This is a genomic window from Pelomonas sp. SE-A7, from assembly GCF_030345705.1.
Lineage (GTDB): Bacteria > Pseudomonadota > Gammaproteobacteria > Burkholderiales > Burkholderiaceae_C > JAUASW01.
In genome coordinates this window covers 310,306-335,634 of sequence record NZ_JAUASW010000002.1, presented here as the reverse complement: position 1 = coordinate 335,634, position 25,329 = coordinate 310,306, and the positions used below count along the sequence as shown (strand labels likewise).

Below are 25,329 nucleotides of genomic sequence, written 5' to 3'. Positions count from 1 at the left end.
TCTTGTCGCAATGCGCGACCGTTCCAGCACATTCGTCGGCCTGTTGGCTGGCTTGTGAATAATCTGTGGACAAAATTGCTGTTGGAGGCCTGCAACGGCGGGGAATCCGGGTTCGGCGCGGTTTCCTGCCCAGGCCTTTTGGCTACAATGAAGGCCCAACAAGCAGTTGCCATTAGTTTTGTTGGAAGGCGCGTCACCACTTCGACGTGCCTTTTTTTTATTCCCCGGCGCGGCCAGTTCCGCGCCCTCCCAGCGCCTCGAAAACGAGTGCTTCGGCAACCGAATTGAAGCCTTGAACGCGCCGCAGGCGATGCGTGATCCAGCATGAACCACATCCGCAATTTCTCCATCATCGCCCACATCGACCACGGCAAGAGCACGCTGGCGGACCGGATCATCCAGCGCTGCGGCGGCCTCTCGGATCGGGAAATGGAGGCGCAGGTGCTGGACTCGATGGACATCGAGCGCGAGCGCGGCATCACCATCAAGGCGCAGACGGCGGCGCTGCAATACAAGGCAAGGGACGGCCAGGTCTACAACCTGAACCTGATCGACACGCCCGGGCATGTGGACTTCTCCTATGAAGTTTCGCGCTCGCTGTCGGCGTGCGAAGGTGCGCTGCTGGTGGTGGACTCAAGCCAAGGCGTCGAAGCCCAGACTGTCGCGAATTGCTACACCGCCTTGGACCTGGGCGTCGAAGTGGTGCCGGTGCTGAACAAGATGGACCTGCCCAATGCAGATCCGGACAACGCCAAGGCCGAGATCGAGGATGTGATCGGCATTGACGCCGACGACGCCATCCCCTGCAGCGCCAAGACCGGCATGGGCATCGACGAGATCCTCGAGGCCGTGATCGCCCGCATGCCGCCGCCCAAGGGCGAGGTCGAGGCACCGTTGCGCGCAATGATCATCGACTCCTGGTACGACGCCTATGTGGGCGTGGTGATGCTGGTGCGCGTGGTCGACGGCACGCTCAAGAAGGGCGAGCGCATCCGCATGATGGCAACCGACGCCGTCTATCCGGCCGACAACCTGGGCGTGTTCACTCCCAAGTCCGAGTCGCGCGAGCAGCTGAATGCGGGCGAGGTGGGCTTCATCATCGCCGGCATCAAGGAACTGGCGGCCGCCAAGGTCGGTGACACCATCACGCTGGAAAAGAAGCTTCCGAACAACCTGGGCCCGGCCGAATCGGCGCTGCCCGGCTTCAAGGAAATCCAGCCGCAAGTCTTCGCCGGCTTGTATCCGACCGAGGCCAGCGAGTACGACCAGCTTCGCGACGCGCTGGAGAAGCTCAAGCTGAACGACAGCTCGCTGCGTTTCGAGCCCGAGGTTTCGCAGGCGCTGGGCTTCGGCTTCCGCTGTGGCTTCCTGGGTCTGCTGCACATGGAAATCGTGCAGGAGCGGCTGGAACGGGAGTTTGATCAGGACTTGATCACGACCGCGCCCAGTGTGGTCTACGAGGTCGTGGCCGGCGACGGCGAGGTCTTTGAGGTGGAGAACCCCTCGAAGATGCCGGAGCAGAGCAAGATTGCCGAGATCCGCGAACCCATCGTCACGGTTCACCTCTACATGCCGCAGGACTATGTGGGCCCAGTGATGACGCTGGCCAACCAGAAGCGCGGCGTGCAGATGAACATGGCCTACCACGGGCGCCAGGTCATGCTGACTTACGAGATCCCGCTGGCCGAGATCGTGCTGGACTTCTTCGACAAGCTGAAGAGTGTTTCGCGTGGCTATGCCTCCATGGACTACGAGTTCAAGGAGTACCGCGCTTCGGACGTGGTCAAAGTCGACATGCTGATCAACGGCGACCGCATCGACGCCCTGTCCATCATCGTCCACCGCTCGCAGAGCCAGTACCGCGGTCGCCAGGTGGCGGCCAAGATGCGTGAGATCATCCCGCGCCAGATGTACGACGTGGCCATCCAGGCCGCCATCGGCGCCAACATCATCTCGCGCGAGAACATCAAGGCCTTGCGCAAGAACGTGCTGGCAAAATGCTACGGCGGCGACATCACGCGCAAGCGCAAGCTGCTCGAAAAGCAGAAGGCCGGCAAGAAGCGGATGAAGCAGATCGGCTCCGTCGAGGTGCCGCAAGAGGCCTTTCTGGCCATCCTCCAAGTGGAAGATTGATAGCCCAACGATGACTGCACTGACCGGACTTCTCTACGGCGCTCTGATCGTCTACGTGGGAGGCTGGCTGGCCGGCCAGTGGACCGCCAATTTCGCCCTGCTGCTGCTGCTATTGACCTCGGTGACAGGCCTGTACTGGCTGGCCGAGCGCTTCCATTTCAAGCCGGTCCGCGAGAAGGCAGCCAACACCCTGCTGGCCAGTGACGCACAGCGACGTGAGTCGCTGGCGGCGCAAGGCATCCAGCGCGTGGACGGCGACATCGAGGGAGCGCGCCAGGCCATCCTGCGCCAACCCTGGTGGCTGGACTGGACCGCCGGCCTGTTCCCGGTGATCCTGATGGTGTTCCTGCTGCGCTCCTTCCTGGTCGAGCCGTTCAAGATCCCCTCGGGCTCCATGGTTCCCACGCTGCTGGTTGGCGACCTGATCCTGGTGAACAAGTTCCACTACGGCATCCGCCTGCCGGTGATCAACAAGAAGATCATCTCCAACCATGAGGTGCAGCGTGGCGACGTGATGGTGTTCCGCTTTCCGGAGGATCCCAGCGTCGACTACATCAAGCGTGTGGCTGCGATTCCCGGCGACGAGGTCAGCTACCTGAACCAGCGCCTGTACATCAATGGCCAGCCGGTCCCGGTCGAGAGCAAGCCCGACTACTACGACGAAGACAGCATGGTCTACCGCCAGCACTTCGCGGAGACCTTCGGCGACAAGACGCACGACGTGCTGGTCAATCCGCAGCGCAGCTCGGTCTTCCATCCCGATCGCCGCGACGGTCCTTTCCCGTTCCAGGACAACTGCAAGTACAGCTTCGAAGGTGTGACCTGCAAGGTGCCGGCCGGCTATTACTACATGCTGGGCGACAACCGTGACAATTCGCGCGATTCACGCTACTGGGGATTCGTGCCCGATGAGAACATCGTCGGCAAAGCCTTCTTCGTCTGGATGAATTTCGGTAATCTCAAGCGCATTGGCAGCTTCCACTGAAGCCGTGCCGTTGCTATCCAAGCACCTGAAAGGAACCCCTTCGATGCTGCAGCGTCAATACGGTCGTCGTCAGCGAGGCATCAGCCTGGTCGGCCTGCTGTTCTGGGGCATCTTCCTGGCCTGTGCTGGGGTGATCACCGCCAAGGTCGTTCCTACGGTGATGGAGTACTACACGATCCAGAAGGCCGTGGACAAGATCGCCTCTGGCAATCCGGCCACCGTGCCGGCAGCACGTGCCGAATTTGATCGCATCAAGCAGGTGGAGTATTCGATTCAGAGCATCAGTGGTGCCGACCTGGAAATCACCAAGGAAAACGAGAAGGTCCGCATCAGCTTCGCGTACAACCGCGAGATCGACCTGTTCGGTCCGGCTTTCCTGCTGCTCAAGTACGAAGGCCGCTCGCGCTGAAGCCTTCGTCCATGAGTTCCGCTGCGCTGGATGCCCTGCAAAAACGCCTCGGTCACCGCTTCGCTGAACCGGGCCTGCTGCAGCGCGCATTGACGCATCGGAGCTTTGGGGCAGATCACAACGAACGACTTGAATTTCTCGGTGACGCAGTCCTGAGCCTGGCGGTCTCCAGCCTGCTGTTCGAGCACTTCGGCAATTCGGATGAAGGCGATCTGACCCGCATTCGCGCCCACCTGGTGCGCGAGGACAGCCTGTACAAACTCGCCCTAGGCCTTGGCCTGCCGATTGTTCTGCGCATGTCAGAGGGCGAAGCCCGTGGCGGTGGTGCTCAGCGACCCTCCATCCTGGCCGACGCGCTGGAAGCTGTCATCGGCGCGTGCTTCGTTGATGGTGGCTACGAGGCCGCGCGCGGGATGGTCCGTATGCTGTTCGGCGATCAGATCCAGAACAGCATCAGTGCCGGTGCCAATTTCGGCAAGGATGCCAAGACCGCCCTGCAAGAATGGCTGCAGGCCCGCAAGCTGGCCGTACCCAGCTACCGCATTGCGGAAACCCGCGGCCAAGCCCACAACCAGATCTTCGAGGTCGAATGCGCTGTGCCGGCGTTGGCGCTGAGCCACCGCGGCGAAGGCCGATCCCGTAGGGTTGCCGAACAAGACGCCGCCCGGCGTATGCTTGACGAACTGATTGCCCGCGACCGGCCTGGATCCGGCCCGCGCGACTGACACCATGACCGACATCACTCCTCCCGCCGCTGCCCCTTCCGAAAACTCGCAGCGCTGCGGTCTCATTGCCATCGTCGGCCGACCCAATGTCGGCAAGTCGACCCTGCTCAATGCCCTGGTCGGCCAGAAGGTCAGCATCACCTCGGCCAAGGCCCAGACCACCCGCCACCGCATCACCGGCGTGCGCACGGTCGAGGAGGCGCAGTTTGTCTTTGTCGACACGCCGGGCTTCCAGACCAAGCACAACGCGGCGCTGAACCGCAATCTCAACCGCACCGTCCATGGCGTGATGGGCGACGTGGACCTCGTGCTGTTCGTCGTCGAGGCCGGGCGTTTCGGGCTGGACGACGCCAAGGTTTTGTCGCTGCTGCCCGAGGACAAGCCGGTGGTGCTGATTGCCAACAAGCTGGATGCCGTGCATCGCCGCGCCGAGCTGGCGCCCTGGCTCAAGAGCATGGCCGAGCGCCGCAACTTTGCCGAGTTCGTACCGATCTCGGCCAAGAAGGCGGCCGACGTGCAGCGCCTGTTCAAGATCCTCAAGCCCTACCTGCCCGAGCAGGGCTGGTTCTACGACGAGGATGCGCTGACCGATCGCAGCGAGAAGTTCCTGGCCAGCGAGATCATCCGCGAGAAGCTGTTCCGACTGACCGGTGACGAATTGCCGTACACGTCTACCGTGGTCATTGACAAGTGGGAAGACGAGGGCGAGCTGCGTCGCATCTCGGCTTCCATCGTGGTCGAGCGCGATGCTCACAAGGGCATGGTCATCGGACAGGGCGGCGAGGTGCTCAAGCGCATTGGTTCCGAGGCCCGCCAGGAGCTGGAACATCTGATGGATGGCCGCGTGTTCCTGGAGCTGTGGGTCAAGGTGCGCTCCGGCTGGGCGGACAGCGAGGAGCACCTGCGCAGCTACGGCTACGAGTGATGCGCAGGGTTCCAGCCGTTCAGCCTGCCTTCGTCCTGCACCACTACGACTGGAGCGAGTCTAGCCTGATCCTGGACCTGTTCACCCGAGAGCAGGGTCGCCTGGCCGTCGTTGCCAAGGGGGCCAAGCGGCCGTATTCTCAGCTGCGTGCCGTGCTGCTGCCGTTCCAGCGCATCCAGGTCGGCCTGTCCAAGCCGGGCAAGACGGCCGAGGAGGGCGCCCCCGAAGTGCTAACGCTGCGCACGGCCGAGTGGGCTGGTGGGAATACCTTGCCTGCCGGTGCGGCCCTGTTCAGCGGCTACTACCTGAACGAGCTTCTGCTCAAGCTGCTGGCTCGCCAGGATCCGCATCCCCGACTGTTCGATGCCTATGCAGCGACATTGCCCGAGCTGCATGCGAGCGAGGATGCTCAATCGCAGGCAGCCTTGCGCGCCTTCGAACTTCGAATGCTGTCGGAGCTCGGCCTGCTGCCCGACCTGAGCGTCGCGACGCTGACTCAGCAGCCGCTTGAGGCGGAACGCCGCTATGCCTTGTCGCCGGAGTCAGGCGTGATAGCCGCTAGCGACGATTCAGCCCTGCTGCTTGGCGCCAGCCTGGTCCAGCTCCAGGCCGCGCTCTTGCACGGCAGTGCCGGCGCGCTGCAGCAGGCTTGCATGAACGACCAGGCAGCATTGAAGACGGTGCTGCGTGGGCTGCTTCTCTATCATCTGGGGCACCGGCCGCTGCGCACCCGCCAGGTGATGCTGGACGTCCAGAAACTGCTCGACTGAACCATGAATCCACTCGTGATGCCGGATGGCGCCCAGGGCGGGCGCTGCGCCCTGTCGGTCAACGTCAACAAGGTGGCGCTGCTGCGCAATACCCGCCACCTGGGCATTCCCAGCGTGCTGAAGGCGGCCGAGGCTTGCCTGCTGGCCGGCGCCCAGGGCATAACTGTCCATCCGCGTCCTGATGCCCGCCACATCCGCTCCAGCGATGTGAACGAGCTGGCCGAGCTGCTCAAGGCCTGGCCCCACGCCGAGTACAACATCGAGGGCAATCCGACCCAGAACCTGATGGATTTCGTGCGCGAGATCCGTCCGCACCAGGTCACCTTCGTGCCCGATTCCGAAGACCAGTTCACCTCGGACCATGGCTGGAACCTGCCGGCCGACATGGACCGCCTGCGTCCGCTGATCGCCGAGTGCAAGCAGCTGGGCGTGCGCGTCAGCCTGTTCATGGATCCGCTGCCTGAGGCCATGGTCCATGTCGCAGCACTGGGTGCAGAACGCATCGAGCTCTACACCGAAACCTACGCCAGCACCTTCGGCACCCCCCGCGAGGCCGAAGTGGTGGCCGGCTTTGCTGCCACGGCTCGGGCGGCCCTTGCTCAGGGTCTGGGCATCAACGCCGGACACGACCTCAACCGCGAGAACCTGACCCGTTTCCTGCAGGAGGTGCCTGGCGTGCAGGAGGTTTCCATCGGCCACGCCTTGGTTGCCGACGCGCTTGAGCTGGGCTATGCCGAGACGGTGCGCGAATACCAACGCAGCATCCAAAGGGCCTACATCTTGTGATCTACGGCATCGGCACCGACATCTGCGACATCCGCCGCATCCGCGACACGCTGGAGCGGCGCGGCGAGCGCTTTGCCGAGAAGGTGCTGGGCCCGCATGAGCTGGCGGTGTTCCGCGAGCGCCGCGCCAAGGTGGAAGCTCGAGGGGTGGCCTATCTGGCCACGCGCTTCTCGGCCAAAGAGGCCTTCTCCAAGGCCATAGGCATGGGCATGCGCATGCCCATGACCTGGCGGGCCTGCGAGGTCGTCAAGGCCGCCAGCGGCAAGCCCGAGATCCGCCTGCACGGCGAGCTGGCTTCCTGGTTCGAGGCCAGGGGCCTGAAGGCTCATGTGACGGTCAGCGACGAGAGCGAGTACGCCGCTGCCTTCGTGGTGGTCGAGACCCGCTGAGGAGCCCGACCGGCCGGCTCGGCAGTCTGTTGCTTCAGCGAGCCTTGGCCAGGCTGCGGCCCTGCACCTGCATGTCCATCTTCATGGACATGTCCATCAGGTTGCCGTCGGGCATGCGAACCTGCATCTGCATGTCCAAGTCCATGGCGCTGGACAGCTGGAGGCGGTCGGCCAGGCGCAGCTTGAACTTGCCACCGCCGCTGCCCTGGCTCGTGAAGCCGGGCATAACGGGCGCGCTGGCAGCGCTGGCCGCTGCAGCGGGCGCTTCGAACTGCATATTGACCTGCATCTGCACGTCGAACTCGGCCACGCCCTTGTCGACCTTGGTCAGCGTGTAGCGGCCGAACACCTTGCCATTCATGGCATTGGCCGGGGCGCCCGGGATGGGCAGGTCGAGCGGGAAGGGCACGTCGATGAACTCACCGACCTTGAGCTTGGCGCCTTCCAGTTGGCCCATGGCGTTGAACAGCTTGCTGAACAGGGCTTCGGCCTGCTCGGGCGGCAGGGCCTTGCTCATTTCAGGGCCGAACTGGATCTGCTCATAACGGCCGTTGTTCAGCACCGCGCTGAAGCCCATCTTGCCGACCTGGGCGGGCATGCGCCGGATCTCACCCTTCTCGCCGGCCTGGATCTCGGTGGCACCCATCTGGATTTCGGAGCTGACCTTGATGCGGCCCTGCTTGTCGGCGGTGCTGGTGGTGATGCGCTGGCTGCTGCGCGTGCTCATCACCATCGGCGAGGGCATGGCAGCCATCGTCGTGGCGATCTTTTCCCGCTCAGCGTCCGTGGCATCGGCCTTGGGCGTGATCTTCATGCGCATCTCAATGCGCATCTGCTGGTCGAGCTGTTGCTGCGAATTGGGCAGCGGCAGCACATGGAACTCGATGGCCTTCTCGGCAGCGGGTGCGGCCGTGGCGGCCAAGGCCGGCAGGCCGGTCGCAAGCAGGCCGCAAAGCAGCAGGCGTGACAGGACACGGTGGTTCATTGGTTTTCCCCCTGATTGGATGTGAATGCAAAAACGCCCGGGTGCCGTGCGTTGCGGCGACCCGGGCGCATCATAGGGCGCGAAACAGGGCTACTTGCGGTAGTTGTCCTGCAGCGGATAGCGGCGCGCATAGAGGCCGAACAGGGCCGCCGCCACCAGCGCAAAGCCGGCGAAGAAGAACATCTGGAAGGCGGTCACGCTGGTGCCGGTGCTCTTGATGTAGTTGGTCACACCCTCGCCCTTGACGCTGCTGTTGGCCAGCAGCACCCAGAGGTTGCCAATGGTGACCGACAGGTTCCAGAAGCTGGTGATGACGCCCTTCATGGCCAGCGGTGCCTGGCTGTAGGCGAACTCCAGGCCGGTGGCCGAGACCAGCACCTCGCCGAAGGTCAGCAGCGCATAGGGCAGGATCTGCCAGAGGATGGTCACGGCGTGGCCGTCATCGATCCACAGCTGCATGCCACCGACGACGATCCAGGCCAGGCCCGAGAAGGCGATGCCGGCGCCCATGCGGCGCAGCGCGGTCACCTTCAGGCCCAGGCTGTTCAGCAGCGGGTAGAGCACCATGTTGTTGAACGGGATCAGGATCATGACCAGGGCCGGATTCAGCGCCTGCATCATCGAGGACTGGAACCACTCGGGCTTGTTCATCTGGTCGGCCTGCAGGATCCAGGTCGAGGCCTTCTGGTCGAACAGCGACCAGAACGGCGTCACCAGCGCGAACAGCACCAGGAGGCGCAGCACGGTGCGCACGGCTTCGACCGCGGCCTCGCCATGCTTGGGCACGGCGCGATGCAGTTCGACCCAGGCGCCGATGCCGCCGAAGCCCATCACCAGCACCAAGGCCGAGCACAGGGCGGCGACGATGCCGATGTCCTTGTACGCAAACAGCCCGACAACGGCCAGCAGCATGCCCGACAGGGCCAGCGCCTGACCTCGGGCGCCTTGGCCCAGCGCAGTACGCACCACCTTCAGGAAGCTGTTCGGGTCCTCATGGGCCGTTGGCTTCACGTGGATGTACTTCTTGCGGCCGGCCCAGAAGATCATCGTCGCGATGAACATGAAGACGCCAGGGATGCCGAAGGCGACGCTGGCACCGAAGTTCTTCAGGAACAGCGGCATCAGCAGCGAGGCGAAGAAGGAGCCGAAGTTGATGATCCAGTAGAAGCCGTCGAAGACCTTCTGGGCCAGCGACCGGTTGCTCTGGTCGAACTGGTCGCCGACGAAGCTGCTGACCAGCGGCTTGATGCCGCCCGAGCCCAGGGCGATCAGGAACAGGCCGAAGTAGAAGCCTCGCAGGTTGTTCTCGAAGACCGCCAGGCAGGCATGGCCGCAGCAGTAAAGCAGGCTGAGCCAGAAGATGGTGTTGTACTTGCCGAAGAAGCGGTCGGCGATCCAGCCGCCCAGCAGCGGGAAGAAGTAGACGCCGATGACAAAGGTGTGGAACACATCCTTGGCCTCGCCCTTGCGCAGCGGTTCCGGAATGGACAGCAAGAGGCTGGTCATCAGGAACACCGTCAGGATGTTGCGCATGCCGTAGAAGCTGAAGCGCTCGCATCCTTCGTTGCCGATGATGTAGGGGATCTGCGGCGGCATCTTGGGCGCTGCTGCGGCCTTGCTGCCGGGGTCTAGGGCGATGGTCACGGCTTGTCTCTCTCCGTCGTAATGATGCTTGTGGCGGTCAAGAAGAAACGCCGCCGGGCGGTGGCCCGGCGGCGTGCGTATTGTCAGGGCAGAAACGGACTCAGTTTCAGCCCTGGACCTCGAACGGCAGCTTGATCTGGCTGAGGTCCTTGCGGGTCTCGACCAGGACCAGCGGGCCTTCGTCGATCACCACGGCCGGCGGACGCTCGCGCGGCACATGGACCGGCTTGGGCTCGGCGGCGATGGCGGCCTGGACTTCGCGGATCTTGTCGGCATCGGAATTCACCCACTGCAGGCCGGCGGCCTCGGCGATGGAGTGCAGCGAAGCCAGCGGCAGCTCGAAGCGCTCGACGGCCGGCGGCGGAGCCACGGCGGCGACCACCGGTGCCGGCGCCGGAGCAGCCGGAGGCGGTGCGTACGGCGGGGGCGCCTCGGGAGCGGGCGACTCGGGCAGGTCGGTCTCCGGAGCCGGGGCGTCCAGGGCCAGCTGGGCCTGACCGCCTTCTTCGGCGGGCGTACCCTCGGCCTGGCCGTCCTCGCGGCGCTCGCGGCGATAGCGGTCACGGCTGCGACGGCGACGGCCACCTTCACGGCCTTCTTCGCTACGAGCCTCGTCCTGGCCTTCGCCTTCGGCGCCTTGGGCGACGGCTTCTTCGGCGGCCTCGGGTGCTGCTGCCTGATCGCCTTCGGCCACCGGCTGCTGAGCTTCCGTGCCTTCCTGGCCACGCTCACCACGGCCACCACGGCGGCGGCGGCGGCGGCCCTGGCGTTCATCGCTGCTGGCCTCGGTGGCAGCGGCTTCGATGCCGTCAGGCTGGGTGTCGGCGAACGCCGGGTTTTCGGTCAGGGCCTCGGGCTTGGCTGCGAGTTCGGCCTGAGCCGCCTCGACCGCACGCTCGGTCCGCTCGCCACGCTGGCGACGGCCTTCGCCACGCTCGCTGCGCTCACCGCGCTCGGCACGCGGTTGCTGCTCGTTGCGCTCGGCGCGCGGCTGCTGGTTCTCCTGGCCTTCGGGCTTGTTGGCATCGCCACGGCGACGCTGGTCGCCGCGCTGGCCTTCACCACGCCCGGCTTCCTTGGCTTCGTTGCGGCCACCACGGCGCTGTTCGCCACCGCGCTGCTGCTCGCCTCGTTCGCCACGCTCGCCGCGCTCGGAACGATCACCACGGCCGCCACGGCGACCGTCGCCACGGCCTTCACCGCGCTTGCCACCTTCCTTGCGCTCGGCCGGCTTGGCCTCGACCGGAGCCGGGGCCGGGGCGGCCTCGGGCTCGCTGCCGAAGATCTTCTTCAGCCAGCCCATGAAGCCGCCGCTGACGGCCGGGGCCGCCACTGGTGCAGCCACCGGAGCTGCCTTGGCGACCGGCTCGGGCTTGGGCGGGGCGATGGGAGCGGGCTGCTCGGGCAGGATGCCTTTGATCACCGGCTCCTGCTTGCTCTTGCCCTTGTCGTCGGCGCCGCGGCGGGTGATGCCCACCTCTTCCTGCGGCTCGTCGATCATGGTGTAGCTGGCCTGCAGGTTCTCCAGGCGCGGATCGTCGTGGCGCAGGCGCTCCAGCTTGTAGTTGGGCGTCTCGAGATGCTTATTCGGCACCAGCAGCACGGTGACACGCTGCTTCAGCTCGATCTTGGTGATCTCGGTGCGCTTCTCGTTCAGCAGGAAGGAGGTCACTTCCACCGGCACTTGCACGTGCACGGCGGCGGTGTTGTCCTTCATCGCTTCTTCCTGGACCATGCGCAGGATCTGCAGCGCCGAGGATTCGGTGTCGCGGATGTGGCCGGTGCCGTTGCAGCGTGGGCAGGTGATGTGGTTGCCTTCGCTCAGCGCCGGGCGCAGGCGCTGGCGGCTCAGTTCGAGCAGGCCGAACTTGCTGATCGAGGCGAACTGCACGCGGGCGCGGTCCTGGCGCAGTGCATCGCGCAGGCGCTGTTCGACTTCGCGACGGTTCTTCGACTCTTCCATGTCGATGAAGTCGACGACGATCAGGCCGCCCAGGTCGCGCAGGCGCATCTGGCGCGCGATTTCATCGGCGGCTTCCAGATTGGTGCGGGTGGCGGTTTCCTCGATGTCGCCGCCACGGGTGGCGCGGGCCGAGTTGACGTCGACCGAGACCAGGGCCTCGGTGTGGTCGATCACGATGGCGCCGCCCGAGGGCAGGTTGACCGTGCGGCTGAAGGCGGTTTCGATCTGGTGTTCGATCTGGAAGCGGCTGAACAGCGGCGCGTCGTCGCGGTAGCGCTTCACGCGATGGCCCTGGTCGGGCATCACGTGGTTCATGAACTGGTGGGCCTGTTCGAACAGGTCGTCGGTATCGATCAGGATTTCGCCGATGTCGGCGGTGAAGTAGTCGCGGATCGCGCGTATCACCAGCGACGACTCCTGATAGATCAGGTAGGCACCCTTGCCGCCCTTGGACGCGTCATCGATCGCGCTCCAGAGCTTGAGCATGTAGTTCAGGTCCCACTGCAGCTCGGCAGCCGAGCGGCCGATGCCGGCAGTGCGGGCGATCAGACTCATTCCCTTGGGGTACTCGAGCTGGTCGAGGTTTTCCTTCAGTTCTTCGCGGTCCTCGCCCTCGATGCGGCGCGAGACGCCACCGCCACGCGGGTTGTTGGGCATCAGCACCAGATAGCGGCCAGCCAGCGAGACGAAGGTGGTCAGGGCGGCGCCCTTGTTGCCACGCTCTTCCTTCTCGACCTGGACCAGCAGTTCCTGGCCTTCCTTGATCGCGTCCTGGATGCGCGCGCTGCGCACATCCACGCCTTCGCGGAAGTACTGGCGGGCGATTTCCTTGAACGGCAGGAAGCCGTGGCGGTCTTCGCCGTAGTCGACGAAACAGGCTTCGAGCGAGGGCTCGACGCGGGTCACTACCGCCTTGTAGATATTGCCCTTGCGCTGCTCGCGGCCTTCGATCTCGGTCTCGAAGTCCAGCAGCTTCTGGCCGTCAACGATGGCAAGACGCCGCTCTTCCTGCTGCGTCGCGTTGATCAACATTCGCTTCATACATCACTCCTCGCGCGCCTCTTCTTGGTTGCGAGGCGCGCAGCATGCCGTCGCCTGGCCATGCGGCCAGGGCGACTGTCAGATGCATGCGCTTTGGAGGAGCCGAGGAAGGAATCGCCCTGGACTGGTGCTGGAGCCGATCTTGTCGGTCAGCAGTGCAGCGTTGGCGCGTGCGTGGCCTCAGGCGGTGCGATGGCAAGCTCCCATTGACGCAGCGCTCCTGGCGCTGCGGCCCGGCCACGGCCGAGGGCGACGCCGGCTTCAAGCCGGGGTCGCGCACAAAGGCGGTGGGGGGTGGGGGGAATCGTGCTCATGGCGCGGACTGTGGGACGCTGCCACCAGGCGGTCGAACTCTGAAGGCTGGACCGGCCTGGTGACTCAAAAAACCTTTGTCTGCTGGCGTTCCTGCGAAAGGGCAGGGACGACAGGGCTCGTCTCTTTCTCTACTTGCGCTTGGGGTGCAGCGCCGCAGGCCGCCTGATCACTTGGGGAACAGGCCCGCTCGCCACGATTGCACCCTGCATCACCGGGTTGTCGACCGGGCCGGAACTCGCGTTCCCACCCTGTCGCCACCGTCCGCTTTCAGCATTTCCGCGTGTCTTGCACGGGTAAAATCTGAAAAATCAAACACTTAGAGCGGACTTGTGGTGACGAAGATTATACGGGCTAAAGCCCAGCGGCCCGCCGCTGAGAAGCCGGCCCGGCCACAAGCTGCCAAGCCTGAGTTGGCTACGGAGAAACCCCAGGTCCGCCGGGTGACGGTCGACGAGGGCTCGGCCGGCCAACGGCTGGACAACTTCCTGCTGCGCGAGCTCAAGGGCGTGCCCAAAACCCATGTCTACCGCGTGATAAGGGCCGGCGAGGTGCGGGTGAACAAGGGCCGGGCCCAGGCCGACACGCGGCTGGAACTGGGCGACGAGGTCCGCGTGCCTCCGGTGCGGGTGCCTGAAAAAGCGGCAGCCCCGGCGGTGCCGGCGCGGGAGTTCCCCATCGTGTTCGAGGACGAGCACCTGATCGCGGTCAACAAGCCGGCCGGCGTCGCCGTCCATGGCGGCTCGGGCGTGAGCTTTGGCGTGATCGAGCAACTGCGGCAGGCGCGGCCGACGGCCAAGTTCCTGGAACTGGTGCACCGGCTCGACAAGGAAACCTCGGGCCTCTTGCTGATCGCCAAGAAGCGCAGTGCGCTGACCTCCCTTCAAGACCAGTTCCGCGAGCGCGAGACCGGCAAGACCTATGCCGCCCTGGTGATAGGCGACTGGGCCGAGAACAAGAAGGTGATCGATGTACCGCTCCTGAAGTTCGTCGGCAGCGATGGCGAGCGCTGGGTTAGGGCGGTGACCAGCTCGCACGACCAGGGGGCCGAACAGGCCAAGCGATCCATCAGCCTGGTGCGCGTGGCCCGGAAGCTCCAGGGCTACAGCCTGCTGGACGTGACCATCAAGACCGGCCGCACCCATCAGATCCGCGTGCACCTGGCCCATGCCGGCCACCCCATCGTCGGCGATCCCAAGTACGGCGATTTCGTGGCGAACAAGGCCATGGCCCGCGGCCCGTTGAAATTCGATCGCATGTTCCTGCATGCCAAGCGCTTGCAATTTACCCATCCGGCCAGCGGCGAGACCATGGAGCTGCTGGCCGACCTGCCGGCCGATTGCGCTGCGCTCGTCCAGGCGGTGACGCCATGAGCGGCCGCCCGCAGCGCTTCGACCTGATCGTGTTCGATTGGGATGGCACGCTGTACGACTCGACGGCCTTGATCGGCAAGTGCATCCAGTCGGCCGCCGCCGACCTCGGCCTGCCGGTGCCTACGGACGAGCAGGCCAGCTACGTGATCGGTCTCGACCTCTACCAAGCCTTGGCCCACGCGATGCCGACCTTGCCGCGGGAGCGCTATCCCGAGCTGGGCCAGGCCTTCCGCCGCCATTTCTTCGCGGCCGAGGATCAGCTGAGCCTGTTCGAGGGAGCGCTGGACATGCTCCGCCATCTCAAGGCGCGCCACCATTGGCTGGCCGTCGCCACCGGCAAGAGCCGCAAGGGCCTGGACCGGCTGCTGAAGACTCCCGACCTGCAAGGCCTGTTCGACGGCAGCCGCACCGCCGACGAAACCGCCGGCAAGCCGGACCCGACCATGCTGCTGCAGTTGATGCGGGAGTTCGGCGCCGAACCCGAGCGCACCTTGATGATCGGCGACACCAGCCATGACCTGCAGCTCGCCATCAATGCGGGGACGGCCAGCCTGGGCGTGGGCTATGGTGCCCATGACCCCGCGGACCTGGAGGAATTCGGTCCGCTGCATATTTGCCACTCCATTCCCGAACTGCAGCGCTGGCTGCTGGACCATGCCTGACGAACAACAAGACCGACAGGGCCTGCCTCTTTGCGGCTCCGACGAGCTGGAGGAGCGGGGCCGCGCCCACAGCTTCGACGTGCTGCAGTACAGCCAGCCGGCCCGTGCCTTCGCGCTGCGATTCGAGGGCAAGGTCGTGGCCTACCTGAACCGCTGTGCCCATGTGCCGACCGAGATGGACTGGCAGGAAGGTGAATTCCTCGATGCCGACAAGCAATACATCATGTGCTCCATCCATGGCGCCGTGTACGACCCCTTGACCGGTCGCTGCGTCACCGGCATGTGCGGCCGCATGGGCCTGACCAAGCTGGAGGTCAGCGAGAGCGAGGGCAGGGTGTATTGGTATCCTTCCCGCGACACCAAGCCGGCCTTTGAAGATTGACGAAAAAGACGACGTAGCGTAGCTAGCCATGAACGACGACCTGCCTCCGCCCCTTCCCGATCCGCAGCCGGCGGTCGTGCCACCCGCGCCCACGCCTGCAAGTTCGCAGGCCGGCGGCTATGAGCAGCTGCTGGTGCAGTTCGCCGCCAGCTACCTCGCGGACCGGCGCAGCGAAAGGCGCTGGCGGGTCTTCTTCCGCCTGATCTGGTTGGCGTTCTTTGTCTTCCTGGCCTGGGTCTTGTTCTTCTCGCAGCGCCATCACGGCCAGGCGCCGAACACGCCGCATACGGCGCTGATCGAGCTGCGGGGCGAAATTGCCGTCGATACCGAGGCCAGCGCCGAGCTGATGCTGTCGGCGCTGAAGAATGCCTTCGAAGACGAGGGCGCCAAGGCCGTCGTGCTGCGCATCAACTCGCCGGGTGGCAGCCCGGTGCAGGCCGGCATCGTCTACGACGAGATCCAGCGGCTCAAGGCCTTGCACAACAAGAAGGTCTACGCCGTGGTCGAGGAAATCTGCGCCTCGGGCGCCTACTACATCGCGGCGGCGGCCGACGAAATCTATGTGGACAAGGCCTCTGTGGTCGGTTCCATCGGTGTGTTGATGGACGGCTTCGGTTTCACAGGCTTGATGGACAAGCTGGGCGTCGAGCGGCGCCTGCTGACCGCCGGCCGCAACAAGGGCATGCTGGATCCGTACACCCCGCTGTCGAGCGAGCAGCGCGGCTATGCGCAGGCCATGCTGGACCAGATCCATCAGCAGTTCATCGCTGTTGTGCGCGAGGGCCGCGGCAAGCGCCTGAAGGAAACGCCGGAGATCTTCTCCGGCCTGTTCTGGAGTGGCGAGCAGGCCGTGAAGCTGGGCCTGGCCGACGATCTCGGCAGCCTCGACTACGTGGCGCGCGAGGTGGTCAAGGCCGAGGAGGTGATCGACTACACGCCGCGCGACAACCTCGCCGAACGTGTGGCCAAGCGCTTCGGCGCGGCCATGGGCGAGGGCGCCGTCAAGGCCCTGCGCGCGACAGCGCAACTGCGCTGATCGCGTAATCAGCGCTGCAAGCGGCGGCGCATGGCCAGGGCCAGTGCGCCAAGAGCGGCTGCGACGAGGGCCAGGCCTTGCGGCTCGGGCACGCGTGCCGGTGGCTCTTGCTCGCGCAAGGGTTCGTAGCCGATCTCCAGCGTCGACAGCATGTTGTTGGCGATGACCGAGCCTTCCCAGTGGCCCGAGCTCGCCGCGACGATATCGGCCTGGCGGGCCAGCAGGGTGCCGAAGCCGGAGTGCAGCTCGACCTTGTCGGCGTTCAGCACATTGAAGATCAGCCGGTCGGCATAGCGCGACAGCTGGCTGCCTTGCCAGTCGAAGCCAAACTTCAGCGTGCCGCCGGCCGTCAGGTTGATGATGATGTAGTCGTCGGCATCGAAGCTCGCGGCATCCAGCGTGAAGGGCTTGATGTTGTTGTCGGCAATGTTGAAGACCTGCAGGCCTGCGCCGGTGCCTGCACTGCCGCCGCGCAGCAGCAGGTCCCAGCCGCGCGTGACCGTGCCGGTACTGGCCAGGGCGCCGAGGTCGGCCGACAGGCCCTGCAGCAGCGCCGCGGTGTCGGTGAACATCTGCTGGATGGAGGCCTGGTCACCCTTGCTGAGGCTCAGATAGCCGGCCGAGCCGAGGTCGTTGCCGCCGTAGACGCCGGTGCCTTGCACGACGCCGCCGGCCTGTGTGAGCCAGGATGCGCCCGTCGGACCCATGCCGGCGTTGCTATCGACGGCGGGATTGCTGGGCCCGTTGTAGATGGCGCCGCCGCCGATCTTGATGTTGCCGCCGACCACCAGGCTGGGGTCCTGGCTGCCCGAGGCGCCATGGGGCGACGGATTGCGGTAGCCGACCGAAATGCTGTTGAGCGACAGGTTGCCGCGCACTGCCAGGCGGCCTTCGATATCAGAGTGCGCGGTGAGGTTGCCGAAGAAGAAGCCGCTGTAGTCGCCGGCAGCGCCCAGGTTGATCACCGGGCCGGCATGGGCAACACCGGCGATCGCCAGCATTGCCGCAGTGCAGATGGCGCGCAGCGTGGCGGCACCCAGTCTGGATTGACTTGTGGACATTCCCTCTACCCCTCATCCAATTCGTTATTAACCGCAAGTCGTTGCGGCGAGCGGATTCTAGGAAGAGGGGCTGTTCGCGGCTGCCCCCGGGTTCGGGTGTGCCCGGCTCAGGTCGTGAGCTTGTGCACGAATCGCGGGTCCGACTCAGGCCTGCAGATAGCTGGTCTTCACGCTGGTGAAGAACTCGGCCGCATAGCTGCCCTGCTCGCGTGCGCCCATGCTCGAAGCCTTGCGGCCGCCGAAGGGCGCGTGGTAGTCCACGCCGGCCGTCGGGCAATTGACCATCACCATGCCGGCCTGAGAATGGCGCTTGAAGTGATGGGCATGTTTCAACGAGCCGGTGCAGATGCCGCTGGACAGGCCGAAGGGTGTGTCGTTGGCCAGGGCCAGCCCATGCTCGTAGTTTTCGCAGGGGATCAGGCTCACCACCGGTCCGAAGATTTCCTCCTGGCAATGGCGCATGGCGTTGTCGCAGTCGCCGAACAGGGCCGGCGCCAGGTAGTGGCCGGGCCAATCCAACGTTAGCGTCTGGCCACCCGCCAGCAAGCGAGCACCTTCTTCTTTTGCCAAACGGATGTAGTCCAGGTCCTGCTGCAGCTGGCTGGCATCGACGACCGGGCCGATCTGGGTCTCGGGCCTGAGGGCGTGGCCTACACGCAGGGCCTGGGTCACTTCGGCCATGCGCTCGGCGAAGCGGGCATACACGGCCCGCTCCACGATGACGCGGCTTGAGGCCGTGCAGCGCTGGCCGGTCGAATAGAAGCCACCTTGCACGGCGCAGTTCACCGCGGCCTCGATGTCGGCATCGGCCAGCACCAGCAGCGGGTTCTTGCCTCCCATCTCCAACTGGAACTTGGCGCCGCGCTGCACGGCCGCCATGGCGACGCGCTGGCCCGTGGCTTGCGAGCCGGTGAAGCTGAGGCCGTTCACGCGGCGGTCGTTCAGCAGGGCCTGGCCGACCACAGAGCCCGGCCCCATCGCCAGGTTGAAGACGCCGTCAGGCAGTCCGGCCCGCGAAATGATTTCGGCCAGAGCCCAGGCCGAGCCCGGCACCAGCTCGGCCGGCTTGAGCACCACGGCATTGCCGAAGGCCAGGGCCGGCGCAATCTTCCAGGCCGGGATGGCGATGGGGAAGTTCCAGGGGGTGATCAGGCCGACCACGCCCAGCGGTTCGCGGGTCACCTCGACTTCAATGCCAGGCCGGACCGAGGCGAGCTTGTCGCCGCGCAGTCGCAGGGCCTCCTGGGCGAAGAACTTGAAGATGGCTCCGGCGCGCGCTGCTTCGCCCACGGCCTCGGGCCGGGTCTTGCCTTCCTCGCGGGCCAGCAACTCCCCCAGCTCTTCCTTGCGGGCCAGGATCTCGCTACCGATGCGATCTAGCGCATCGGCCCGCACCTGCGGGCTGCTCAGTCCCCAGGCCGGCGCAGCAACATGCGCGGCCGCAATGGCCTGCTCGGCTTGTTCCGAATCGGCTTGGGTATAGAGGCCCAACACATCGCCGGTGTCCGACGGGTTGACATTGGGGCGCTGGCTGGGGCCGACCAGCCATTGGCCGGCGATGTAGTTGGCGTAGGTCTGCATGGTTTGTCTCTTTGGAATATTGCAAATATATCTAATTCCAAGGCAGGCTGAGAACGCGTCGTATCCCAGCCGGATCAGCGCGGCTTTTAGGCCGGCCTGCCAATGAATCGAAGCACAATCGCCCAGCCCTTTTCCGACTGCAAGTCCAAGGAGAACAAGATGCAAGGCGATGCCAAGGTGCTGGAGTATCTGAATGCCCAGCTGAAGAACGAACTGACCGCGATCAACCAGTATTTCCTGCATGCCCGCATGCTGAAGAACTGGGGCCTGAACCGGCTTGCCAAGCATGAGTACGAGGAGTCCATCGAGGAAATGAAGCACGCGGACAAGCTGATCGAGCGGGTCCTGCAACTCGAAGGCCTGCCCAATCTGCAGGACCTCGGCAAGCTCTACATCGGCGAGACGGCGGTCGAGACGCTGGAATGCGATCTCCGCATCGAAACCGGCTCGCTGACCACGCTCAAGGATGGGATCGCCCATTGCGAGGCGGTGCGCGACTACGTCTCGCGGGACATCCTGACCCGCATCCTCGACGACACCGAGGGCCACATCGACCACTTGGAAACCCAGATCGGCTTGGTGGCGCAACTGGGTGAGCAGAACTGGCTGCAGAGCCAAGTGGGCGAGGAAGCCGGCAGCTGACTGGATCGGCCCGGCGGCGGGGCAATGCAAAACGAATTGAGAAGGGTTCGCATTTGCGTTAGACTATGGGCCATTCCTGATCGTCCAGCTGCCCGCCATGATCGTCTGCCTCTGCCACCGCGTCTCCGACCGCGACATCCGCCATGCGGTGTCGGCCGGCGTGCGCAACTTCGAGTTGCTGCAGGACGAGACCTCGGTGGCGTCGGCCTGCGGCAGCTGCCTGGACTGTGCCCGTGAGGAATTCGATGCCGCCGTGGCCCGCTGCCACGATGCGGCCCATTGCATGGCCGAGCCCGGCCATGTGGGCAAGCGCGTGATCGCGCTGCAGCCTGCCTGATCTCAGTCTCCCCTGCGTTTTCCCGCTGACCCAAGCAATGGGTCGTGGCGCAGCATGGCGCCATGGACGACAGCAACCCAACGCCAGCCCTGGGCGAAATCGGGCAAATCGCGATCACGGTGAGTGACGTGGGCCGGGCCCTGGGCTTCTACCGCGACGTGCTGGGGCTGCAGTTCCTGTTCAGTGCCGGACCCAATCTGGCCTTCCTGCAGGCCGGTGGCGTGAGGCTGATGCTCAGCACGCCGCAGGGCGCAGGCGCGGTAGGCGAGAACTCGGTCCTGTACTTTCGGACCGCCTCTTTGGAGACGAGCTTTGCGGCCCTGGTGACCCGGGGTGCCAAGACCGACTCGCCGCCGCATCTGATCGCCCGCATGCCGGACCACGAGTTGTGGATGGCCTTCGTGCGTGACCCGGACGACAACCTGGTGGGCTTGATGGAGGAGCGGCGCTAACGGGCGCCATAAACGACAAGCTCCGCGCGTCTTGCGACGGCGCGGAGCTTGTTGGGAGGGGCCTGCTTACTTGGTAGTCGCAGCCGGGGCCGGAGTCGCGGTCATGGCCGGCTTGGCCTCGACCTTGGCTTCAGCCTTGTGAGCCTTCGCATGCTTGGCAGCGTGCTTGGCTGCGGCGGCCGGCTTGGCTTCCGTGGCCGGAGCTGCCGCGGTGGTGGTAGCGACGGCAGGCGTGGCGGGTTTGGTCACGGCCGGCATTGCGGCCGGAGTCGTGGTGGCGGTGGCCGCTGCAGTAGCGGCCGGCGTCTGCGTGGCCGCAGGCGTTGCAGCGGGTGCCGGAGTGGTGCTCGTGGCCGCAGTCGTGGCAGGCGGCGTTCCGGTCTTGGGGGCAGTCGTTGCGGTGTTAGCAGTCTGCGCCATGGCCAGGTGACCGGTGAAAGCCAGCAGGGCAGGAATCAGAGCGGTCTTCAGAGCATTCATCAGGATTTCTCCGTCGGTTGTGAAAGGGTAAGCAGACAACGAGGCCTCCCATGCAAGAGTTGACCCTGGGCGAGCAGCGTTGCAATGCGTTACACCGGGCTTTCCATCCGAAGCAGAATCGCGGCGCAGCACATCTTGAGCAGGTACGGACAGCAGCGATGACAACGCCCACCCAGGTCATGCAGGGATTCGATTGGAAGAGCGGTTACGCCAGCCGCCGCTCGCCGCTGTTCGCGCGCAATGTGGTGGCGACCTCGCATCCGCTGGCGGCCCAGGCGGGCTTGCGCATGCTGGCAAGCGGAGGCAATGCCGTCGATGCAGCCGTGGCTGCCGCGGCCTGCATGACGGTGCTGGAGCCTTGCAGCAACGGCCTGGGCTCCGATGCCTTCGCCATCGTCTGGGACGGCCAGCGCCTCCAGGGTCTGGATGCTGCAGGTGTCGCGCCAGCGGCCTGGACGCGCGCGCAGTTCGGAGATGCAGCAAAGGCGCCGCCCAAGCGTGGCTGGAGCAGCGTCACCGTGCCAGGCGCCGTGAGCAGCTGGGTCGCGCTGAGCGAGCGCTACGGCAAGCTGCCTTTCGGTGACTTGATGCAACCTGCCATCGAGATTGCCGAGCGTGGCTATGCGGTGCCCGTGATCGTGCAGCGCAAGTGGCAGCTGGCTGCTGGCATTGGAGAACTGGTGGGCCAGCCAGGCTTTGCTGAAACCTTTCTCCCGCATGGTCGGTCACCGGCCGTGGGCGAGCGCTTCTGCATGCCAGGTGCGGCGCGCAGCCTGAAGCTGATCGCAGAAACGCGTGGCGAAGCCTTCTATCGGGGTGAAATCGCCGCCGCGCTGGCGGCCTTCTCCAAGGCCACCGGCGGCCAGCTGACAGCCGCCGATCTGGCGGCCCACCAGCCGCAATGGGTGGACACGATTTCGCAGGCCTACGCCGGCCATCAGCTGCATGAGTTGCCGCCCAGTGGGCAGGGCATCGCGGCGCTGATCGCGCTGGGCCTATTGAAGCACCATGATCTGCGCGGCCTGGGGGCAGACAGCGTCGTGGCCCAGCACCTGCAGATCGAGGCGATGAAGCTGGCCTTTGCCGATACCTACCGCTTCGTGGCCGACCCACTAGCCATGGAACTGACAGCGGCCGAGTTGCTGGATCCGGCCTACCTCGCCGAGCGGGCATCACTGATCGACCCGCGCAAGGCCCAGGACTTCGGCCATGGCAACCCGGTGCGCGGCGGCACCATCTATCTCAGCGCTGCCGACGAGAGCGGCATGATGGTCAGCTTCATCCAGAGCAACTTCATGGGCTTCGGCTCGGGCCTGGTGCTGCCCGGCTACGGCGTTTCGCTACAGAACCGCGGCCATGGCTTCTCGCTGGACCCGGCCCATCCTAATTGCGTGGCGCCGGGCAAGAAGCCCTTCCACACCATCATCCCGGCAATGCTGATGCGCGACGGCCAGGCGCAGATGAGCTTCGGCGTGATGGGCGGCCATATGCAGCCGCAGGGCCATCTGCAGACCCTGGTCCGCATGCTGGACTTCCACCAGCATCCGCAGGCCGCCTGCGATGCGCCTCGCTGGCGCTTCAACGAGGGCCTGTCCATAGATGTGGAGCCAGAGATGCCAGCGGCCACAGTCCAAGGGCTGCGTGCTCTGGGTCACCAGATCGGCGACATGCATGAGCCGTCGCTGGACCTGGGGGCCGGCCAGTTCATCTGGCGTCTTGGCGAACCGGCGGTCGAGGGCTATGTGGCCGCCAGTGATCCACGCCGGGATGGCGCGGCCGTCGGGTTCTGAACATGGATTTGCAGCAACGCCTGTCTCTGGGTTGGCGCACCGACCTGATCTTTGCCCGCTTCGGCGGCCTGGTCGAGGAGCGCGGCGACTGCGTCGTCGTGCGCACGCCCGACAACCCGCTCTTCTACTGGGGCAACTGCCTGATCCTGCCGGCACCGCCGCGCGACGACGGACTGGCTCACTGGCTGGCGCGCTTCGACGAGGAGATCGGCTGCCATACCCGCGAGTCCGGCCATGTCGCCATTGGTTTCGACGCCACGCAGGCGCATGAGCCGTTGCTGAGCTGGCAGCGCGCCGGCTTCGAGATCTTCGAAACCGTGACCTTGAGGCTGTTGCCCATGCAATTGCTGGGCGGGCGCCGCGAGCTGCCTCAGGGCTATGAGTTCAGCGTGATCGACCTGCAGGATGCCGCCCAGCGGCGCTCGGTCGTCGATCTGCATTGCGCCAGCAACGCGGCCGACGCGATGGGTTTCGAACCGGCGGGCTACCGCCGGCATCGAGAGCGCCAGATGGATCGCTATGCCGCCATGCAGTCGGCCGGGCTTGGCAAATGGCTGGGCGTGCGCAGGGCCGACGAGCTGGTGGCCGACTGCGGCCTGTTCAGGGACGGTGGGCTGGGCCGCTTCCAGCATGTGACCACCCATCCGAACTGGCGACGCCGCGGCCTTTGCACCGCCATGGTCGAGGCCGCCTGCCGCTTCGGCTTTGAACATCAGAGGTTGGAGCAACTGGTGATGTGTGCCGACCCGGATGAAGTGGCCATAGGCATCTACGAGTCGCTCGGCTTCATGCGGGCGTCCCGCCATTGGGGCGCACAGCGCCGGCCCTCGCGCGATCAGCGCCCGGCCTGAGCCGGTGCCTTTTGCCATGGGTGCAGATCGGCTGCTACCATCGCCCGACTTCTTCCTCCCAAGGCCATGACCAAGCTGCTCGACCGCGACCGATGCCCGGCTACCGCCGTGGCCGGCCCGCGTCCGTCCGGGTTCAGCGTCGCGCGTCATGGCCTGTCGTCCTCGCCGCCTTGAGCGCGAGCGACGACCGAATTCCCCCTTTTCCTTAGACTCTGCTTTCTGGGCCGCCGCCCGCATCGCGACCTCACGAGGGTCCGGCTGGGCCGCCGCCATGGAGAAATCGAATGCTTCTGCAGAACCGGCTGCTCGCCTGGCGCGACCGCCTGATGAAGATGCTGACGCTGCCCAGCGGTGACCTGCTGCGCGACCGCGTCTACCACCGCCTCTGGACCTCGATCTTGATCAGCTCGCTCGGCGGCCAGATCACGATGTTGGCCCTGCCGCTGACCGCGGCCGTGCTGCTCAATGCCACGCCAACACAGATGGGCCTGCTGACCTCGATGGAGATCGTGCCCTTCGTGCTGTTCTCGCTGCCGGGCGGCGTCTGGCTGGACCGGGTGCGCAAGCTGCCGGTCTATGTGGCCGGCGAGACCCTGCTGGCCGTGACCGTGGCTACCGTGCCGCTGGCCGCCTGGCTGGGCTGGCTCAGCATGGGCTGGCTCTACGCGGTCGGCTTCGTGCTCGGCTGCGTCTACACCGTGGCAGGCAGCGCGGCCCAGATCGTGCTGACCCAGGTCGTGCCGCGCGAGCGCCTGGTCGAGGCTCATGCCAAGAACGCACTCGCTTCGTCGGGTGCCGAAGTGGCGGGTCCGGGCGTGGCCGGTCTGCTGATCAAGTTGCTGGGCGCGCCCATGGCGCTGGCGGCCGATGCCCTGCTGGTGCTGGTCTCGGCCCTGATCCTGCGCGGCATCAAGGTCGAGGAGCAACTGGCGGCCAAGTGCAGCGGCGCGGACTTCTGGCGCGACCTCAAGGCCGGCGTGAGCTTCGTGCGCCAGCAGCGCCTGCTGGTCAGCCTGGCCTGCGCCGTGGGCGGCTGGCAGCTGTTCCACAACGGTGCACAGGTGGTGCAGATCCTGTTCGCCACGCGGGTGCTGGGTCTGAGCGCCCAGCAGGTCGGCCTGAGCTACATAGGCCTGGGGGCCGGCACGGTGCTGGCCAGCGTTTTCGGTCATCGCCTGTCGCATCGCATAGGCCCCGGGCCTTCGCTGGTGCTGGGCTTCGGCGTCTGCGGCCTGGGCTGGTTGACGCTGGCGCTCGCGCCGGCTAATGCGATGGGCATCGCGGCTTTTGCCTTCATGCTGTTCGCCTTCGGCATTGGCGCCGTGCTCATCTTCATCAACTTCCTGTCGCTGCGCCAGGCCGTGACGCCCGCGCCGCTGCTGGGCCGCATGACCAGCACCATGCGTTGGCTGATCCTGATACCGGCCGGCCCCGGTGCCCTGATTGGCGGCTGGTTGGGCGAGCATGTGGACCTGCGCGCGGCCCTGCTGTTCTCGGGTTGCGGCGCCTTGCTGCTGGCCTTCGTGGCCTGGCGTGTGCCCACCATCCGCGGTGTGCGCGAGTTGCCCAAGGTGGGCACGGCGCACGAGCCTGAGCTGATTCCTAGCAAGTGATG

General features: G+C 65.5%; 24 protein-coding genes. 18 read left to right on the top strand and 6 right to left on the bottom strand.

Annotation, left to right across the window (positions count from 1 at the left end; genetic code table 11):
• Positions 1-324 precede the first annotated feature (324 nt).
• The 8 genes from lepA to acpS are packed head-to-tail and all read left to right on the top strand — an operon-like array spanning position 325 to position 7,122.
• Positions 325-2,133 (top strand): translation elongation factor 4, encoded by a 1,809-nt coding sequence (gene lepA / locus QT382_RS15565; protein ID WP_289255006.1) that lies wholly within the window; start codon positions 325-327, stop codon positions 2,131-2,133.
• 10 nt (positions 2,134-2,143) lie between these two features.
• On the top strand, positions 2,144-3,118 hold the full coding sequence (gene lepB, locus QT382_RS15560; protein ID WP_289255005.1) for a signal peptidase I: 975 nt from the start codon (positions 2,144-2,146) through the stop codon (positions 3,116-3,118).
• A 43-nt stretch (positions 3,119-3,161) separates the two neighbouring features.
• Positions 3,162-3,527 carry a DUF4845 domain-containing protein gene (locus QT382_RS15555; protein ID WP_289255004.1) on the top strand — a complete coding sequence of 122 codons (366 nt, stop codon included), beginning with the start codon at positions 3,162-3,164 and terminating at the stop codon, positions 3,525-3,527.
• Between the two features lie 11 nt (positions 3,528-3,538).
• Positions 3,539-4,252, top strand: a complete 714-nt coding sequence (gene rnc / locus QT382_RS15550) for a ribonuclease III (protein WP_289255003.1) — start codon at positions 3,539-3,541, stop codon at positions 4,250-4,252.
• A gap of 4 nt (positions 4,253-4,256) precedes the next feature.
• The gene (era, locus tag QT382_RS15545; RefSeq protein ID WP_289255002.1) at positions 4,257-5,177 is read left to right on the top strand and encodes a GTPase Era; all 921 of its coding nucleotides are present in this window, start codon (positions 4,257-4,259) and stop codon (positions 5,175-5,177) included.
• Positions 5,177-5,947, top strand: a complete 771-nt coding sequence (recO, locus tag QT382_RS15540; RefSeq protein ID WP_289255001.1) for a DNA repair protein RecO — start codon at positions 5,177-5,179, stop codon at positions 5,945-5,947. The genes era and recO overlap by 1 nt, the downstream gene beginning before the upstream one ends.
• Positions 5,948-5,950: 3 nt before the next feature.
• Positions 5,951-6,733 (top strand): pyridoxine 5'-phosphate synthase, encoded by a 783-nt coding sequence (locus QT382_RS15535; protein WP_289255000.1) that lies wholly within the window; start codon positions 5,951-5,953, stop codon positions 6,731-6,733.
• Positions 6,730-7,122 carry a holo-ACP synthase gene (gene acpS, locus QT382_RS15530; protein ID WP_289254999.1) on the top strand — a complete coding sequence of 131 codons (393 nt, stop codon included), beginning with the start codon at positions 6,730-6,732 and terminating at the stop codon, positions 7,120-7,122. The genes QT382_RS15535 and acpS overlap by 4 nt, the downstream gene beginning before the upstream one ends.
• A 34-nt stretch (positions 7,123-7,156) precedes the next feature.
• Here acpS and QT382_RS15525 read toward each other — a convergent pair whose 3' ends face one another.
• The 3 genes from QT382_RS15525 to QT382_RS15515 all read right to left on the bottom strand — a co-directional run bounded on the left by QT382_RS15525 (position 7,157) and on the right by QT382_RS15515 (position 12,755).
• Positions 7,157-8,107, bottom strand: coding sequence for a hypothetical protein (locus QT382_RS15525; protein ID WP_289254998.1), 951 nt, complete (start codon positions 8,105-8,107; stop codon positions 7,157-7,159).
• 90 nt (positions 8,108-8,197) lie between these two features.
• A complete protein-coding gene (locus QT382_RS15520) occupies positions 8,198-9,703 on the bottom strand; it encodes a POT-type proton-dependent oligopeptide transporter (protein ID WP_289255472.1) in 1,506 nt (501 codons plus the stop codon).
• A gap of 154 nt (positions 9,704-9,857) precedes the next feature.
• On the bottom strand, positions 9,858-12,755 hold the full coding sequence (locus QT382_RS15515) for an Rne/Rng family ribonuclease (protein ID WP_289254997.1): 2,898 nt from the start codon (positions 12,753-12,755) through the stop codon (positions 9,858-9,860).
• A gap of 725 nt (positions 12,756-13,480) precedes the next feature.
• Here QT382_RS15515 and QT382_RS15510 point away from each other — a divergent pair.
• From QT382_RS15510 to sppA, 4 genes are read left to right on the top strand one after another with little or no spacing between them, the layout of a single operon-like run.
• Positions 13,481-14,440: an RluA family pseudouridine synthase gene (locus QT382_RS15510; RefSeq protein ID WP_289254996.1), complete on the top strand. Its 960-nt coding sequence runs from the start codon at positions 13,481-13,483 to the stop codon at positions 14,438-14,440.
• A complete protein-coding gene (locus QT382_RS15505) occupies positions 14,437-15,102 on the top strand; it encodes an HAD-IA family hydrolase (RefSeq protein ID WP_289254995.1) in 666 nt (221 codons plus the stop codon). The genes QT382_RS15510 and QT382_RS15505 overlap by 4 nt, the downstream gene beginning before the upstream one ends.
• Positions 15,095-15,484, top strand: coding sequence for a Rieske (2Fe-2S) protein (locus QT382_RS15500; RefSeq protein WP_289254994.1), 390 nt, complete (start codon positions 15,095-15,097; stop codon positions 15,482-15,484). The genes QT382_RS15505 and QT382_RS15500 overlap by 8 nt, the downstream gene beginning before the upstream one ends.
• 28 nt (positions 15,485-15,512) lie before the next feature.
• Positions 15,513-16,520, top strand: a complete 1,008-nt coding sequence (gene sppA / locus QT382_RS15495; RefSeq protein ID WP_289254993.1) for a signal peptide peptidase SppA — start codon at positions 15,513-15,515, stop codon at positions 16,518-16,520.
• Positions 16,521-16,528: 8 nt separating this feature from the next.
• On the opposite strand, the gene QT382_RS15490 is transcribed toward sppA, so the two are convergent.
• Complete coding sequence (locus tag QT382_RS15490; RefSeq protein ID WP_289254992.1) at positions 16,529-17,581, bottom strand: choice-of-anchor A family protein; 1,053 nt, start codon at positions 17,579-17,581, stop codon at positions 16,529-16,531.
• A 144-nt stretch (positions 17,582-17,725) separates the two neighbouring features.
• The gene (locus tag QT382_RS15485; RefSeq protein WP_289254991.1) at positions 17,726-19,162 is read right to left on the bottom strand and encodes an aldehyde dehydrogenase family protein; all 1,437 of its coding nucleotides are present in this window, start codon (positions 19,160-19,162) and stop codon (positions 17,726-17,728) included.
• Positions 19,163-19,321: 159 nt separating this feature from the next.
• On the opposite strand from QT382_RS15485, the gene bfr reads away from it, so the two are divergent.
• The 3 genes from bfr (at position 19,322) to QT382_RS15470 (ending at position 20,593) form a co-directional block, all read left to right on the top strand.
• Entirely contained in the window at positions 19,322-19,804 is a 483-nt protein-coding gene (gene bfr / locus QT382_RS15480; RefSeq protein ID WP_289254990.1) for a bacterioferritin, read from the top strand.
• 97 nt (positions 19,805-19,901) lie between these two features.
• A complete protein-coding gene (locus tag QT382_RS15475; RefSeq protein WP_289254989.1) occupies positions 19,902-20,141 on the top strand; it encodes a (2Fe-2S)-binding protein in 240 nt (79 codons plus the stop codon).
• Between the two features lie 62 nt (positions 20,142-20,203).
• Entirely contained in the window at positions 20,204-20,593 is a 390-nt protein-coding gene (locus QT382_RS15470) for a VOC family protein (RefSeq protein ID WP_289254988.1), read from the top strand.
• Positions 20,594-20,659: 66 nt separating this feature from the next.
• Here the strand turns inward: QT382_RS15470 and QT382_RS15465 are convergent, their stop codons facing one another.
• Positions 20,660-21,073: a hypothetical protein gene (locus QT382_RS15465; protein ID WP_289254987.1), complete on the bottom strand. Its 414-nt coding sequence runs from the start codon at positions 21,071-21,073 to the stop codon at positions 20,660-20,662.
• Between the two features lie 158 nt (positions 21,074-21,231).
• On the opposite strand from QT382_RS15465, the gene QT382_RS15460 reads away from it, so the two are divergent.
• The 3 genes from QT382_RS15460 (at position 21,232) to QT382_RS15450 (ending at position 25,327) form a co-directional block, all read left to right on the top strand.
• Complete coding sequence (locus QT382_RS15460; RefSeq protein ID WP_289254986.1) at positions 21,232-22,863, top strand: gamma-glutamyltransferase family protein; 1,632 nt, start codon at positions 21,232-21,234, stop codon at positions 22,861-22,863.
• Between the two features lie 2 nt (positions 22,864-22,865).
• Positions 22,866-23,714, top strand: a complete 849-nt coding sequence (locus tag QT382_RS15455; protein WP_289254985.1) for a GNAT family N-acetyltransferase — start codon at positions 22,866-22,868, stop codon at positions 23,712-23,714.
• A 284-nt stretch (positions 23,715-23,998) separates the two neighbouring features.
• The gene (locus QT382_RS15450; RefSeq protein ID WP_289254984.1) at positions 23,999-25,327 is read left to right on the top strand and encodes an MFS transporter; all 1,329 of its coding nucleotides are present in this window, start codon (positions 23,999-24,001) and stop codon (positions 25,325-25,327) included.
• Positions 25,328-25,329: the final 2 nt, after the last annotated feature.